Origin of the sequence: uncultured Shimia sp. (assembly GCF_947493595.1) — a bacterium.
Classification (GTDB): domain Bacteria; phylum Pseudomonadota; class Alphaproteobacteria; order Rhodobacterales; family Rhodobacteraceae; genus Shimia.
Window position 1 is genome coordinate 626,402 of sequence record NZ_CANLRL010000002.1, and the last position, 14,755, is coordinate 641,156.

A 14,755-nucleotide genomic window follows, 5' to 3' on the forward strand; every position below is an offset into this window, starting at 1 on the left:
CGGTATTGCGTCTGTATTGCGACTGTATCGCGGAGGTGCGTATTTTGGCTCGATGAATGGGGGCTCTGCCCCCAGACCACCGGGATATTTGAGGCCAAATGAAAGCGGTTGGTGTGTTCATCTGCCCACCTTCCATTCCAAATGATCCGGGCCTTGTGGGACCGGTGACTTGATAGGATCGAAGGCCGGTTGGCTTTCAGTTGGCGGGTCTGCCTTTTCGATTTTCACGCGTAGATCAAACCAAGCGGCTTGGCCGGTGATTGGGTCAGAGTTGGCCCATCGCAAGCCGTCGCCTTTGGGCGGCAGCAACTCGTGAATCAGGTGGTTGAGCAGGAAGCCTGTGTTGCTCTCCGGCGCGTCTTCGGACAAAGCCCAGGTGCCTTTGCGTTTGCCAATCGCGTTCCAGGTCCAGACGGTGTTTTCGTTGAGCGCGGCCTGATGGGCCACTGGCACGGTGATTTCGCCATGGACCGAGGTCACACGTGCCCAGTCGCCTTCGGAGAAGCTATGCTTCTGCCAGAGTTTGGTTGGGAGGTAGAGCGGGTTCTCTCCATGCAATTGCCGTAGCCAGGCGTTTTGGGTGCCCCAGCTGTGGTACATCGCCATCGGGCGCTGGGTGAGGGCGTGCACGTCAAACTCGTCCGGATCGACGCTGCTGTCTTCCAGCGGGGCGTACCAGATCGGCAGCGGGTCCATGACCTCCTTGAGGCGGTCGCGCATGTGATCTGGCGGTTGGATGTCGCCGTGACCTTCGGCGGCGCGTTGGAATTTGCGCATTGGTTCTACGTAAAGTTGGAACAGATAGGGCTGAGGCGCATCAAACAGCCCGATCTTGACCGCCCAATCCTGATAGTCTTGGTTCCAGGGTTTCATGTAGCGGGCGGCGTCTGGCACGTGCTCAATCGCAAAGCCGCCGTTTTCGATGTATTTGTCTAGTTGCTCTGGATTGACTGTACCGCGACCAAATTGATCGCCATCTTCACCGCGGAATCCAGCGAGCGGGCCTACACCGGGGCGACGTTCGTGGTTTACGATGTAGTCGGCGTAGTCCTTCCACTTTGGCGTGCCGTCCTCATTGAGGAAATGCGGCAAGCCGATGCGAGCGCCAAGTTCGATTAGCACGGATTGGAAACCACGCACGTCGCGGTCAGGCTCAATCACCGGCCAGCGGATTGCGTCGGCGGCGCCGTCAGCCTCGCAGATTGGGCGGTCCAGCAGCGAGATGCAGTCGTGGCGTTCCAGATAGGTGGTGTCCGGTAGGATCAAGTCGGCATAGGCGACCATCTCGGAACTGTATGCATCGGAGTAGATGATGCGTGGGATGCGATAGCCGCCGTCGTCATTGCGGTCGGTCAGCATCTTGATCACACCCGAGGTGTTCATCGAAGAGTTCCACGACATGTTGGCCATGTACATGAACAGCGTGTCGATCGGGTAGGGATCCTGCGCGTGGGCGTTGGAGATCACCATGTGCATCAGACCATGCACCGACATGGGGTTTTCCCAGGTGAAGGCTTTGTCGATGCGGCAGGCGGAGCCGTCTTCGTTGATTTGCAGGTCTTCGGGGCCGCGCGGGAAGCCGAGGTGTGGGCCTGCGAGCGGTTTGCCGGGACGGCCGTAGCCGTGGGGCGTCGGGTGGGCCTCTACCGGCTTTGGATAAGGCGGTTTAAAGCGGAAGCCGCCGGGAACTTCGACGGTGCCCAAGAGGATTTGCAGCACGTGTAGGGCGCGGCAGGTCTGGAAGCCGTTGGAATGGGCAGAAATGCCACGCATGGCGTGGAAGCTGACCGGGCGGCCCGTCATGGTCTTGTGAGTTTCGCCTCGGAAATCGGTCCATTCCTGATCAAGCTCAAAGGCTTCGTCAAAGGCGACGCGGGCCAATTCGGCAGCGATGGTTTTGATCTTTTGGGCGGAGATGCCGGTTTTCTCAGCGACGTTTTCCGGCGCGTATTGTGGGTCGAGATACTTCTCGGCCATCAGGTGCATCACCGTGTGGTGGGTGACGCCCGCTTGGCGGTAGGTGGCCGACAGATCGGGGCGTGCACCTTTTTGGTCAAACGGTGTAGGCTTGCCGGTGGTGCGGTCGATCACCAACTGTTTGCCGTCGACATCGCGCAAAAGTAGGCCAGTTTCAGCGTCCACCAGCACGGCGGCATTGGTGTATTGCGCGAGGTAGTGCAGGTCGATCTTGCCCGCCTTCATCAGCTCATGAATGAGCGCGAGAATGAATAGACCGTCGGTGCCGGGTGTGATGCCAACCCATTCATCGGCCACAGCGTTGTAGCCGGAGCGCACTGGGTTCACGCCGATGACTTTCGCACCATTGGCCTTGATTTTACCAATGCCCGCTTTGATTGGGTTGCTGTCATGGTCTTCTGCCACGCCAAAGATCATGAAGAGCTTGGTGTGGTCCCAATCCGGTTGGCCAAATTCCCAGAAGGCGCCGCCCATGGTGTAGATGCCCGCTGCGGCCATGTTGACCGAGCAGAAGCCACCGTGGGCCGCGTAGTTGGGCGTGCCGAAGTGTTGCGCCCAAAAGCTGGTGAAGCTTTGCGATTGGTCGCGGCCAGTGAAGAACGCGAGTTTGTGCGGCGCGGTTTCATGCAGTTCTGTGAGCCAGCCGACAGCTGTGCTCATGGCCTCTTCCCAGCTGATCTCCTCATACTCACCGGAGCCACGTGGACCCACCCGTTTGAGAGGCTTTTTTAGGCGCGAGGGTGCGTTGACTTGCATGATGCCTGCGGAGCCTTTGGCGCAGAGCACACCTTTGTTGACCGGGTGGTCACGGTTGCCTTCGATGTAGGCCACTTTTCCGTCTTTCATGTGCACGTTGATGCCGCAGCGGCAGGCGCACATGTAGCAGGTGGTCTTGCGGACCTCGTCGGAGACTTTGGGAGAAAGATCGAGTTGCGGTTGTCCGTCAGCCATGAAGGGTGCCTTTCCAGCCAAAGTGCCGGGTGAGTGCCTCTAAGGAGGGGTGGGTGGTTTCTTTCGAATGCCTACCCACAGACGGGAGGTCATTCTCAAATGATGATTCACAGTAGAACATTGTTGTCATCCGTCAACGTCGGTTCACGCGCCCATGCCTTGGCGGAGGATGCCAAGGGTGGCGAGCCCAATTAGCAGGCAGAGGCAGAACGGTTTGTAATAAGGCTCCCAATTGGGGCGGAAAAGAGCTTTCCCTGCGATCACGCCAAGGGCTGAGGCAGGAGCGAGCGCCAGGCCTTGAAGGGCGGATTGGCTCGTCATGACGCCAAACAACAAGTGGGTGATCAGCGAGACCATTGAGGAGACAAAGAGGTAGAGCACCAGTGAGGCGCGCATTTCGCGGGCCGGAGCGTTGGAGGCCAGTACATAGAGGGCCACCACCATGCCGCCGACGTGGGCAAGGCCGGTGACGATGCCTGCCAGAACACCTGATCCCCAAAGGCCAGAGCGAGACGCGAGAAAGGGCAGGCGCAGTTTGGTGAGCTGTGTCGCTGCGAGGGTGACAATCACGCTGAGGGCGACGAGCTTTGATGTTTCAACCGGCAAAGATAGCGTGAGAGCGAGTCCAATCGGCAGGCCAATGGCCGAGCCAATCACCAGTCCGCGCACTGTGCGGTGATTGGCCTCTTGCCAGCCACCGCGTACCATCAGGAGTGAGGCGGTCATTTCCTGAAACCACAGGATCGGGATCAGAGCGATGGGCGGCAAGAAAACCACGCCCACGGCCATCACAACTGCCGACAGGGCAAAGCCTGAGAACCCGCGCACCATACCGGCGACGAAGCAAATCAGGGTGAGCCAGAGAAAGTGATCTGTTGGCAGGGCGAGAGCGTCGATCATGAACGCTCTTTCATTGGTGTATAGGCGCGCATGTCAGGGCCATTATAGAGCGTCAGGGGCCGGATCAGGATGTTGCTCTCCTGTTGGTCGATACATTGGATGATCCAGCCGGGCATGCGGCCGATGGCAAAGATGGGCACGTAGAGGTCCATTGGGATGCCGTGCAGTTGGTAGATCACGCCGGAGTAGAAATCGACGTTCACGTTGAGGCCATGGCGGGCGTAGGGCTTCATTGCGTCAACAACGCCTTGCAGGATTTCGTACCACTCGGGCGCCCCCATTTCCTCGCCAAGTTTTTTCACGCCGTCGCGCATGTGGCGCGCGCGGGGGTCTTCGGCGCGGTAGACGCGGTGGCCAAAGCCGGTCACGGCTTCTCGGTTCTTGCGTTTGGCTTTCACGTAGGCAGCAGCGTTGTCGGGCGTGCCGATCTCGTGCACCATTTTCATCACGTCTTCGGCTGCGCCACCGTGGGCGGGGCCAGCGAGCGTTGAAAGCGCGGTGACGATGCCGCCGTGCAGATTGGTATCGGTGCCGATGGTGACGCGGGCGGCAAAGGAGCTGGCGTTGGCGCCGTGTTCGGCGTGCAGAATGAAGTCGACGTCGGCCAGCTTGGCGGCATCTTCGGAGGGTTTTTCACCCTTCAGCATCCAGAGCCAGTTGGCGGCGTGCGATAGGGTTTTGTCGGCGGGAACAGGGTCGCGACCGTTGCGGATGTTTTCATGCGCGGCAATGATCATCGGGACCTGAGAAGTCAGGCGCAGGCCGTTGGTCAGGAAAGCGTCGGGGCCTGTGTTTTGACTGTCGGCCTCCAGCGCAGCGAGGGCGGAGACGGCGGTGCGCAGCACGTCCATCGGGTGACCGTCTTTGGTGGCGCGGATGATGTCGTAGACCTGATCTGGCAGTTCGCGGGCTGCCTTGAAAGCGGCGTCAAACGTGGCCAATTCTGCTTCGGAAGGCAGCTCACCGTGGATCAGCAGATAGCAGACTTCTTCAAAGGTGGACTGCGTGGCGAGATCGTGGATGGAGTAGCCTCGATAAGACAATTCGCCTTTGGCGCCATCGATGTGGGAGACGCCAGAACGCTCGAAATAAATGCCCTTGAGGCCGCGGTTGATCTTGACGTTTTCGGTCACGGATGGCTCCTGTTGCGTATACGGAGGTATACATGAAGTTTATGGATGCGCTGTCGGCCAAAGTGGCAGCGAAAAACGCGCGGGTTGTGTTCCCCGAACACAAAGAGCCGCGCACAGCCGAAGCCATGCGGGCGTTGGATCGGGATGGCCTGTGCCGGCCTGTGACACTTGGTGATAACACAGAACGCTATGTGCAGGCGTTGATCGAAACGCGCGGCATGAAAGAGCGGATCGCTCGACGTCTTGTCGAGAAGCCGCTCTATCGGGCGGCCGCGATGGTCGCGGCCGGAGAGGCGGACGCCATGACAGCGGGTGCTGAAGCGCCAACGCGGCGTGTGATCGAGGCGGCTTCCATGGCGATTGGCTTGGCCGAAGGGGTGAGCGTGCCGTCGAGCTTCTTCCTGATGAATTTCCCGGATGGCCGGTCGTTGGTCTTTGCCGACTGTGGTTTGACAGTGGACCCCGATGCCGGAGGTTTGGCGGCGATTGCCACAGCCTCGGCGCGCAGCGGAGAAGCGTTGCTGGGCGAGGCGCGGGTGGCGTTGTTGTCGTTTTCCACCGGCACCAGCGGTGCGGGCGCCAGTGTCGACAAAGTGCGTGAGGCGGCCGAGTTGAGCGGTTTCACAGGGCCGGTGCAAGGTGACGCCGCGCTGATCCCCGATGTTGCCGCGCGTAAGGGCGCGGGGGGCGGTGATGCAAATGTTCTGGTGTTCCCGAATTTGGATGCGGGCAACATTGCCTACAAATTGGCGGTTGCTCTGGGCGGAGCGCAAGCCTTGGGGCCAATTCTCCAAGGATTCCGCAAGCCGGTTTGCGACCTCAGTCGTGGTGCAAGCGCGCAGGATATTGTTGCCGCGACCATTGTGACGCTGGCGCTGGACTGATGCAGGGGCGGGGGTCATGCGGCCCCCTCCGATGCCTTTTTGGCCTGATCCAATGCATCGGACTGGGCAACGGTGACCGCGACCATGTGCAGGATGTCTTCGGCTGAGCAACCGCGAGACAGGTCATTGGCAGGTTTTGCCAGACCTTGCAGCACAGGACCGATGGCCGTTGCCCCCCCAACACGTTGCGCGATTTTGTAGCCCAAATTGCCTGCGTTCAGGCTTGGAAAGACAAAGACGTTAGCTGCGCCGCCAAGGGCGGATTTGCCGGCCTTTGAGGCGGCAACTTCGGGCACAAAGGCTGCGTCGAACTGAAGCTCTCCGTCGATGATCAGGTCGGGATCGGCCACTTTGGCCAGATGGGTTGCCGCCACCACCTTGGACACTTTGGGATGATCGGCGCTTCCTGCGGTGGAGAAAGACAGCATGGCGACGCGTGGCGTCTCGCCGGTCAGAGCCCGATAAGACGCCGCAGAGGCGCGGGCGATTTCGGCCATTTCATTTGCGTCAGGATCCACAACAAGCCCGCAATCCGCAAAAATGTGTGCGCCTTTTACGGTGTGGTGCTCCTTGCAGTAGAGCATGAAAAAGAAGGAGGAGACCATGGCAGCATCTGGCGCTTTGCCGATGATCTGAAGTGCGGTGCGCACGGTGTCGGATGTGGTTTCAGCAGCGCCGCCGACGGTGCCGTGGGCGCGGCCCGTTTGCACCAAGAGAGCGGCATAGGTCAGACGGTTGCGGACCTGCTCGGACGCAATTTGGGGTGTCATGCCTTTGTGGGCGCGCAGTGACACCAAGGCGTCACGGAAGTCATCAAAAAGCGGCGAGTTGTTGGGGTCGTGGATCTTGATTGTGGCGGCAACCTCCTCGGGGGTGGTGCCGTGGGCGGCAAGATGCTCCGCAATTGTGGCTGGATCGCCAACCAAAAGGACCCGTGCAACCTGTTCTTCACGGATCAAAAGTGCGGCCTCAACCACACGGGGATCATCGCCCTCAGCAAGGGCGATGATTTTGTCAGAGCCGCTGGCGGCACCAAGTATTTGGCGGAGCGGCTTCAAGGGGTCAGCTTCCGGTCTGTTTGACCATGTCAGCCGAGTCGATACCGGCCACGGAAACAGGCTTTTTCATCGCGTCGCGACGGAAAGGCTCACCCAGTTCCTGGTTAATCATGGCTTCGATCAGGGTGGTTTTGCCGTGGTTCATCTGATCGTCGATGGCTTTGTTCAGCGCGGCGGTCAGCTCGTCCATGGTGCGGGCAACAACGCCTTGCAGGCCACAGGCCTGTGCGATGCCAGCGTAAGACACTTGGGTGTCGAGTTCGGTACCCACAAAGTTGTCGTCAAACCACAGGGTGGAGTTCCGCTTCTCCGCGCCCCACTGGTAGTTGCGGAAGACGATTTGCGTCACTGCAGGCCATTCGCCGCGGCCAATGGCGGTCAGCTCATTCACCGCGATGCCAAAGGCTCCGTCACCGGCAAAGCCGCAGACTGGCACATCCGGCTGGCCAATTTTGGCACCAACAATAGCGGGCAGGCCGTAGCCGCAGGGGCCAAACAGGCCGGGTGCGAGGTATTTGCGGCCTTCCTCAAAAGAGGGGTAGGCGTTGCCGATGGCACAGTTGTTGCCGATGTCGGAGCTGATGATGGCTTCGCGCGGCAGGGCGGATTGGATCGCACGCCAGGCCATACGTGGGGACATCCAGTCCGGTTTGTCGGCGCGGGCGCGCTCGTTCCAGGTTGTGCCCGGATCGTCGTCTTCGTGGTCCATCGAGGACAGCTGTTGTGCCCAGGCCGATTTGGTTTTGGAAATGCGGGCTTTGCGGTCCTCGCGACCTGCGTCGCCTGCGGTATCCGTGAGCTGCTCCAGAATGCCAGTGGCCACTTTGGCGGCGTCACCCACGATGCCGACTTCGACTTTCTTGGTCAAACCGATGCGGTTGGGGTTGATGTCGACTTGGATGATTTTGGCGTCGGCTGGCCAGTATTCCATGCCGTAGCCTGGCAGAGTGGAGAATGGGTTCAGGCGGGTGCCAAGGGCCAGAACAACGTCGGCCTCTTTGATGAGTTCCATGCCCGCTTTGGAGCCGTTGTATCCCAGAGGGCCAGCAAACAGCGGGTGGTTTCCCGGGAAAGCGTCGTTGTGCTGATAGCCCACACAGACAGGCGCATCGAGGCGTTCGGCCAGCGCGATGGATGCTGGGATGCCGCCTTCGGACAGAACGGTGCCAGCGCCGTTGAGGATCACCGGGTTCTTAGCTTCGGACAGCAGTTTGGCTGCGTCTGCCACGGAGTTTGTGCCGCCAGAGGAGGCTTCAAATGCGATGGGATCTGGGATCTCGATATCAACAACTTGAGTCCAGAAATCGCGGGGGATGTTGAGTTGGGCCGGGCCGCAGAGGCGCTTGGCTTGGCTAATTACGCGGGTGAGGACTTCGGCCACACGGGAGGGGTCACGCACTTCTTCCTGATAGGCCACCATGTCCTCAAACAGCTTCATCTGCTCGACTTCCTGGAAGCCACCCTGACCGATGGTTTTGTTCGCGGCCTGTGGGGTGACCAGCAGGAGTGGGGTGTGGTTCCAGTAGGCGGTTTTTACGGCGGTCACGAAGTTGGTGATACCGGGGCCGTTTTGCGCGATCATCATCGACATTTTGCCGGTGGCGCGGGTGTAGCCGTCGCTCATCATGCCAGCGGAGCCTTCGTGGGCGCAGTCCCAGAACATGATGCCCGCTTTGGGGAAGAGGTCCGAGATAGGCATCATGGCGGAGCCAATGATTCCAAAGGCATGCTCGATGCCGTGGCGCTGAAGCACTTTCACAAAGGCTTCTTCGGTGGTCATTTTCATGAGGCAAACTCCATGCTGCGCCGACTCTTTCGGTGGGCGTTTCTTTTGCAAGGAAAGTACGAACTGCGGCAATCTGGGGTTAGGGCCAGATGGGGTGGCCGGATGTGTCCAGTTTAACCTTGGCTGAGCGCGCGGGCGATGCGGGCTACACCTTCGGGGATGCGCTCAGACGGAATGGAGGAATAGCCAAGACGGTAGAAGTTTTTGGGTGGGGATTCGTTTGTGAAGAACGAGTGGCCGGGCTCAATGAGCACGCCATCAGACTTAAGCGTCTGTGCAAGTGCTTCGGTATCCACCTCAGAATTGGCCTGCATCCAGAAAGAGGATCCGCCAAAGGCGCCTTGGCCTGCGACCGTTAAGCCATAGTGCTCAATTGCATCCTGCATGACGGCGCGGCGGGCCTTTAGGGCTTCGCGGATGCGGCGGATGAGGGCGTCGTAGTGGCCCAGCGACAGGAAATAGGCGGCGGTGCGTTGGATGTGACCGGGCGGGTGGCGAATAACGGAGGCACGCAGGGCGCGGGCCTCGCGGATGAAGGCTTCGGAGCCTACGAGATATCCAAGGCGAAGGCCGGGGAAGAGCGATTTTGAGAAGCTGCCAACATAGATCACGCGGCCTTCGGTATCGAGTGATTTCAGCGCGGGAGAGGGCGCGTCCAAAAAGGACATTTCAAATTCGTAGTCGTCTTCAACCACCAAGGCGTCGATGTTGCGGGCGTGTTCCAACAGGGCGTGACGGCGGTCCATCGGCATGGTGGCGGTGGTCGGGCATTGGTGGCTGGGTGTGGTGAAAATCACATCGGCTTCGTTTGGGATCAGTGCGGGGTTGAGCCCGTCGCGGTCCACGTCAATGGCGTCCACGTGGCAGCGTGATTGGTTCAGGATGTCGCGCAGCGCATGATAGCAGGGATTTTCAATAGCGGCGGTGCGGCGTTGGGTCAGCAGGATTTGTGCCGCGATCCAGAGGGCGTTTTGGGCGCCTAGGGTGATCAGGATTTCTTCGGGGCGGGCGATGATGCCACGGCGGGGCAAGGTGTTGCGGGCGATGAATTCGACCAATTCTGGATCGTCTTGGTCGTAGTAGTCGGCGGTGAGCGCGGTGAAGTCCTTTTGCCCCAAAGCCTGCAAGGCGCAGAGCCGCCAATTGGCGTGGTCAAACAGGCTTGGATCGGTTTGTCCGTAGACAAAGGGAAAGCGGTAATTGGCCCAATCTTTGGGTTTGTCCGGCGTATCGCCGCCGGTATAGCGACGTCCCAACGCGCGGGCCCAATCGATGCGGTCTTCGCGCGGTTTGGGCGGATCAAAAGACGGCGGGACTGGGGCGTTTTCGCTGACGTAGTAACCGGATCGACCGCGGGAGGTCAGGTAGTCATTGGCCAGTAGTTCGGTGTAGGCGAGCGTCACAGTGATGCGGGACACGCCGAGGTGCGTGGCCAGTTTGCGCGATGAGGGCAGTTTCTCGCCACGTCGAAACCGACCTGAGAGAATGCCTTCGGCGATGAGTTGCTGAATTTGCGCCTGCAGTGTTCCCTGAAAACCGGGTGCAAGAAAGAAGGTTTCGACAGATATGGCCATTTGGGGAGGCTATACTGGACTTATGTGGCGTGCAAACTGGACTTTCACTTTTGAGTCGCAGCCGTTAGCTTGTGCTCTAGGTTTGCGCGTACTGCAGGCCATTCGTGTTGGCAGATCGAGTAGACCGCAGTGTCACGCAAAGTGCCGTTGGCCATGATCATGTGGTTGCGCAAAACACCGTCAAATTTTGCACCAAGACGCTCAATGGCGTTGCGTGAGGCGCGGTTCATGAAATGGGTGCGAAACTCCACTGCGATGCAGGCCAGATCGTCAAAGGCGTGGCGCAGCATCAGCAGTTTGCATTCGGTGTTCATAGGCCCGCGCTGGACCGATGCGCGATACCAAGTGGATCCGATTTCCACCCGCCGATTGGTTGCGTCGGCGTTCATATAGGTGGTCATGCCCACGGCTTTGCCCTTCGGATCAAGGATGGCAAAGGGCGTCATGCCAGAAGTTGCGTTCCGCGCGTCAATGTTGGCGGGCACGTCACTGGGGGCGGGCACCATGGTGTACCAAAGAGAAGCCAGATCACCGTCAGCGGAGGCCTCTGCCAAATCTTGGGCGTGGTCCTGAGAAAGCGGGGCCAGTGACACATATGTGCCAGACAAAGAGACTGGGGCGGGCCACATGGATTTTCCTTTCACAGAAACAAGCGCCACCCGCCCCATGAGGCAAGCGGCGCGGGGTGACGGCGGGAGGACACCGTCACCTGACGTTGCAGTTCTGTTTTAGCCAAACACTTTGGTCAGCGCGTTGTCGACCGCATCGGTGATGGCGTCGATGTCATCTGCGGTGGCGATCAGTGCCGGGGAGAAAGCAATCACGTTGTTGCGGCCCGGTACCGAGCGGTTGGCCGCACCGATAATCACGCCTTGCGCTCCGCAATCGCCAACAATGGCGGCGATGTCGGCTTCGTCCACCGGTTCCTTGGTCTCGCGGTCTTTCACAAGCTCACACCCAAGGAACAGGCCTTTGCCGCGCACGTCGCCGATGACCTCGTGCTTCTCCATCAGAGCCTGAAGGTTGGCCATCATGCGCTCGCCCATGGCGGTGCAATTTTCCAGCAGGCCTTCTTCTTCGATGATCGCCATGTTTTCCAGCGCTGCGGCAGGGCCAGCGGTGCAGCCACCAAACGTGGAGATGTCGCGGAAGTGGTCCAGCTTGTCAGACGGGTCAGACTTGAACATCTCGAAGACTTCTTCGGTGGTGACCATGCAGGAGATCGCCGCGTAGCCTGAGGCCACCCCTTTGGCCATGGTCACAAAGTCTGGCTTGATGCCGTAGTGCTGATAGCCAAACCAGTGGGTGCCGGTGCGGCCGATGCCGCAGACCACTTCGTCGATGTGCAGTAGGATGTCGTACTGTTTGCAAATTTCCTGCACACGGTCCCAATAGCCCTCGGGCGGGGTGATCACGCCACCGCCTGCGGTCACGGGTTCAAGGCAAAGGGCGCCGACGGTGTCTGCGCCTTCACGCAGAATCACCTCTTCGATCTGGTTTGCGGCGGCGATTCCGAACTCGCGTCCGGACAGATGGCCGAGCCCCAACTCGTCTTTGCGATACTCCATGCAATGTGGCACACGCACGAAGTCTGGCGCGAACGGGCCGTATTGCATGTTGCGTTCGTCCTGTCCCCCGGCGGACATCGCGGCCAAAGTGGAACCGTGGTAGTCGCGGTCGCGGTAGAGAATTTTGGTTTTCTTGCCGCCGTACTTCTTATGGGCAATCTGGCGGATCAGTTTGAAGGCTTTCTCATTCGCTTCTGAGCCGGAGTTGCAGTAGTATACGCGGCTCATGCCGGGCATTTTTTCAATCAGCTTCTCGGCATAGAGCGCACCTGGCACGTTGCCTGCGGCGTTGGCGAAATAGCACATTTTCATCAGGTTGGCGTGTACCGCATTGGCGATGCGCTCGCGGCCATAGCCGACGTTAACGGTCCAGACCGCGCCGGAGACGGCGTCGATGTACTCTTTGCCGTTTTGATCCCATACGCGCATGCCTTTGCCTTCGATGATGATGCGAGGATCATTGGTTTCGAACGGCTTGTGCTGCACAAGATGGTGCCATACGTGCGCTTTGTCTGCGTTCACGACATGGCTGAGGTCGTTGTCTTTCAATGTGCCATCCATGGCGCGAGTCTCCCTAGTATCGAGTCTACTTTAAGTTGCTGTGTGGACGCGGATCACGCCCGTTGTGACGATTTCCAATCCATCCTCGCGACTTTTTCAAGCAAGATTATAGGGCCAGAAAATTTGCCTGTGTAAGGCCAGTATTCTGACGGCATGCGTCCAAAAAGAGGTGAAGATGGCTTCAAAACCCTAATTTATAACGATTTCAACCAAACGGTCAAATTTTTTTGTATGGCCAAAGACACGGGTTCGTGTTGGCGAATTGCTGAAAAAAACATTGATCGGTGTCCAAATTTCCGCTCCCCTCAAGGAGGACGCGCATTGCCGGTGATCAAAAAAGAGGCTCAAGGCCCGACGACCCCGGCTCGAATTTCGCGCCAGAATCGACAACGGGAGAAATGATTATGAGCTTGAAAACGACGCTGATGGGTGCGGCGGCCTCGACCGCTATGTTGCTGGGAGCGCAGGCGGCAATGGCCGACGAGATTACGGTGGCCTACTTCCTTGAATGGCCGATGCCGTTCCAATACGCCAAGCAGACCGGCATGTATGAAGAAGCCATGGGCACCAAGATCAATTGGGTGAGCTTTGACACCGGCACCGCGATGAGTGCGGCAATGGCCTCTGGTGACGTGCAGATTTCTGTGAGCCAAGGTGTGCCGCCGTTTGTGGTTGCAGCCTCGGCGGGTCAGGACATCCAGATTGTAGATGTGGCCGTGAGCTATTCCGACAACGACAACTGCGTAGTGGCGGCGGGTCTTGAGATCGACAAAGACAGTGCGGCGGAGCTGGCCGGTAAGAAAGTGGCCGTGCCATTGGGCACTGCGGCGCATTACGGTTTCCTGAGCCAAATGAACCACTTCGGTGTGGATGTGGCCTCCATGGAAGTGGTGGACATGGCGCCTGCGGAAGGTGCTGCGGCACTGGCACAGGGATCGCTGGACATGGCCTGTGGCTGGGGCGGCGCGCTGCGTCGTATGACCGAGCATGGCAACGTGCTTTTGACCGGGGCTGAGAAAGAAGAGCTGGGCATTCTGGTGTTTGACGCCACCACAGCGCCTGCATCTTACATTGCCGAAGAAGGCGAGATGCTGGCCAAGTTCCTCGCTGTGACAGCCGAAGCCAACGCAATGTGGGCAGACAAAGACAATCAGGCGAAGATGCTGCCTGTGATTGCCAAAGATGCCGGTATGACAGAGGAAGACACGGCCTCCACACTTGCGACCTTCAAATTCCCAACTGTGGATGAACAGCTGAGCGGCGCTTGGCTGGGCGGCACAGCGCAGGACTTCATGAAAGGTGTTGCGGGCGTGTTTGTTGGCGCGGGGTCGATCCCAAGCGCATTGGACAGCTATGATGGCGCGGTGAACACTGGCCCGTTGGACGCTGCCAAAGGCATGTAAGCACAAAGAATGACAAAGCCTGCACCTTTGGATGTGGGCTTTGTTTTCAACGACTTCCCAATGAGAACAGGCGGGAAAACCGCCGTGCGTCGCGGGGGCGATGCCCAACGTCAGATAGGGACCATGAGTGTAACATCAGAAAAAGACACGTCGGACCGGGGTTTATCCATCGAAAATCTGTCCATGCGCTTTGACCTGCCCAACGGCAGCCATGTTCAGGCGTTAAAGGACGTGAGCCTTGATCTCAAGCAAGGCGAATTGTTGAGCGTGCTGGGGCCTTCGGGCTGCGGCAAAACCACATTGTTGAACATTGTGGCAGGATTTTTGGCGCCCACGGAAGGGCGAATTGTGCTGAACGGGCACCAAGTGTTTGGGCCGGATGCCGAGCGTGGCATGGTGTTCCAGCAAGGTGCGTTGTTTGAGTGGATGAGCGTGCGTGACAATGTGCGATTTGGCCCTGATATGAAGGGCATGCCCAAGTCGGAGAGCGCCGAGATTGTGGATCATCTACTCGACGTGGTGGGCTTGCAGGACTTCAAGGAAAAGATGGTCTACGAGCTGTCTGGCGGGATGCAGCAGCGTGTGGCTTTGGCGCGGTGCTTGGCCAATGACCCAGACGTGATCTTGATGGATGAACCATTGGGGGCGCTGGACGCGTTGACGCGGGAGAAGATGCAAAGTCTTGTGCTCAAGCTTTGGAAAGAAACCGGCAAGACCATCATTCTGATCACCCACTCGGTGGAAGAGGCGCTTTTGCTGGGAGAGCGGCTGTTGGTGATGGCGCCACGACCGGGACGTATCCACAAGGAATACCGCCTGCCGTTTGCGGATATGGGCGTGGGCGCGGATTTGCGGGAGGTGAAAAAACATCCCGACTACGCGCCAACCCGCGAAGAGATCCTCAACATGATTTGGAACATGGAAGAAGAGATCATGGGCCGCACTGAGGAGAATGCATAA

General features: G+C 58.9%; 11 protein-coding genes. 3 read left to right on the forward strand and 8 right to left on the reverse strand.

Annotated features, from left to right (window positions below; translation table 11 throughout):
- Window positions 1-117: 117 nt before the first annotated feature.
- The 3 genes from Q0955_RS08550 to Q0955_RS08560 all read right to left on the reverse strand — a co-directional run bounded on the left by Q0955_RS08550 (window position 118) and on the right by Q0955_RS08560 (window position 4,961).
- Window positions 118-2,928, reverse strand: a complete 2,811-nt coding sequence (locus Q0955_RS08550) for a molybdopterin oxidoreductase family protein (protein WP_299423032.1) — start codon at window positions 2,926-2,928, stop codon at window positions 118-120.
- 144 nt (window positions 2,929-3,072) lie between these two features.
- A complete protein-coding gene (locus Q0955_RS08555) occupies window positions 3,073-3,828 on the reverse strand; it encodes a sulfite exporter TauE/SafE family protein (protein ID WP_299423035.1) in 756 nt (251 codons plus the stop codon).
- Window positions 3,825-4,961 carry a citrate/2-methylcitrate synthase gene (locus Q0955_RS08560; protein ID WP_299423037.1) on the reverse strand — a complete coding sequence of 379 codons (1,137 nt, stop codon included), beginning with the start codon at window positions 4,959-4,961 and terminating at the stop codon, window positions 3,825-3,827. The genes Q0955_RS08555 and Q0955_RS08560 overlap by 4 nt, the downstream gene beginning before the upstream one ends.
- Window positions 4,962-4,993: 32 nt before the next feature.
- Between Q0955_RS08560 and Q0955_RS08565 the strand changes: the two genes are divergently transcribed.
- Entirely contained in the window at window positions 4,994-5,845 is an 852-nt protein-coding gene (locus tag Q0955_RS08565; RefSeq protein ID WP_299423040.1) for a phosphate acyltransferase, read from the forward strand.
- Between the two features lie 14 nt (window positions 5,846-5,859).
- Here the strand turns inward: Q0955_RS08565 and pta are convergent, their stop codons facing one another.
- The 5 genes from pta to Q0955_RS08590 form a co-directional block, all read right to left on the reverse strand.
- A complete protein-coding gene (gene pta, locus Q0955_RS08570; protein WP_299423042.1) occupies window positions 5,860-6,903 on the reverse strand; it encodes a phosphate acetyltransferase in 1,044 nt (347 codons plus the stop codon).
- A gap of 4 nt (window positions 6,904-6,907) precedes the next feature.
- Window positions 6,908-8,689: a sulfoacetaldehyde acetyltransferase gene (xsc, locus tag Q0955_RS08575; RefSeq protein WP_299423045.1), complete on the reverse strand. Its 1,782-nt coding sequence runs from the start codon at window positions 8,687-8,689 to the stop codon at window positions 6,908-6,910.
- 113 nt (window positions 8,690-8,802) lie between these two features.
- Complete coding sequence (locus Q0955_RS08580; RefSeq protein ID WP_299423047.1) at window positions 8,803-10,263, reverse strand: PLP-dependent aminotransferase family protein; 1,461 nt, start codon at window positions 10,261-10,263, stop codon at window positions 8,803-8,805.
- A 44-nt stretch (window positions 10,264-10,307) separates the two neighbouring features.
- Complete coding sequence (locus tag Q0955_RS08585) at window positions 10,308-10,892, reverse strand: GNAT family protein (RefSeq protein WP_299423050.1); 585 nt, start codon at window positions 10,890-10,892, stop codon at window positions 10,308-10,310.
- A 99-nt stretch (window positions 10,893-10,991) separates the two neighbouring features.
- Complete coding sequence (locus Q0955_RS08590; protein ID WP_299423053.1) at window positions 10,992-12,392, reverse strand: aminotransferase class III-fold pyridoxal phosphate-dependent enzyme; 1,401 nt, start codon at window positions 12,390-12,392, stop codon at window positions 10,992-10,994.
- Between the two features lie 404 nt (window positions 12,393-12,796).
- On the opposite strand from Q0955_RS08590, the gene Q0955_RS08595 reads away from it, so the two are divergent.
- The gene (locus Q0955_RS08595; RefSeq protein WP_299423055.1) at window positions 12,797-13,795 is read left to right on the forward strand and encodes an ABC transporter substrate-binding protein; all 999 of its coding nucleotides are present in this window, start codon (window positions 12,797-12,799) and stop codon (window positions 13,793-13,795) included.
- A gap of 123 nt (window positions 13,796-13,918) precedes the next feature.
- Window positions 13,919-14,755 (forward strand): ABC transporter ATP-binding protein, encoded by an 837-nt coding sequence (locus Q0955_RS08600; protein WP_299423231.1) that lies wholly within the window; start codon window positions 13,919-13,921, stop codon window positions 14,753-14,755.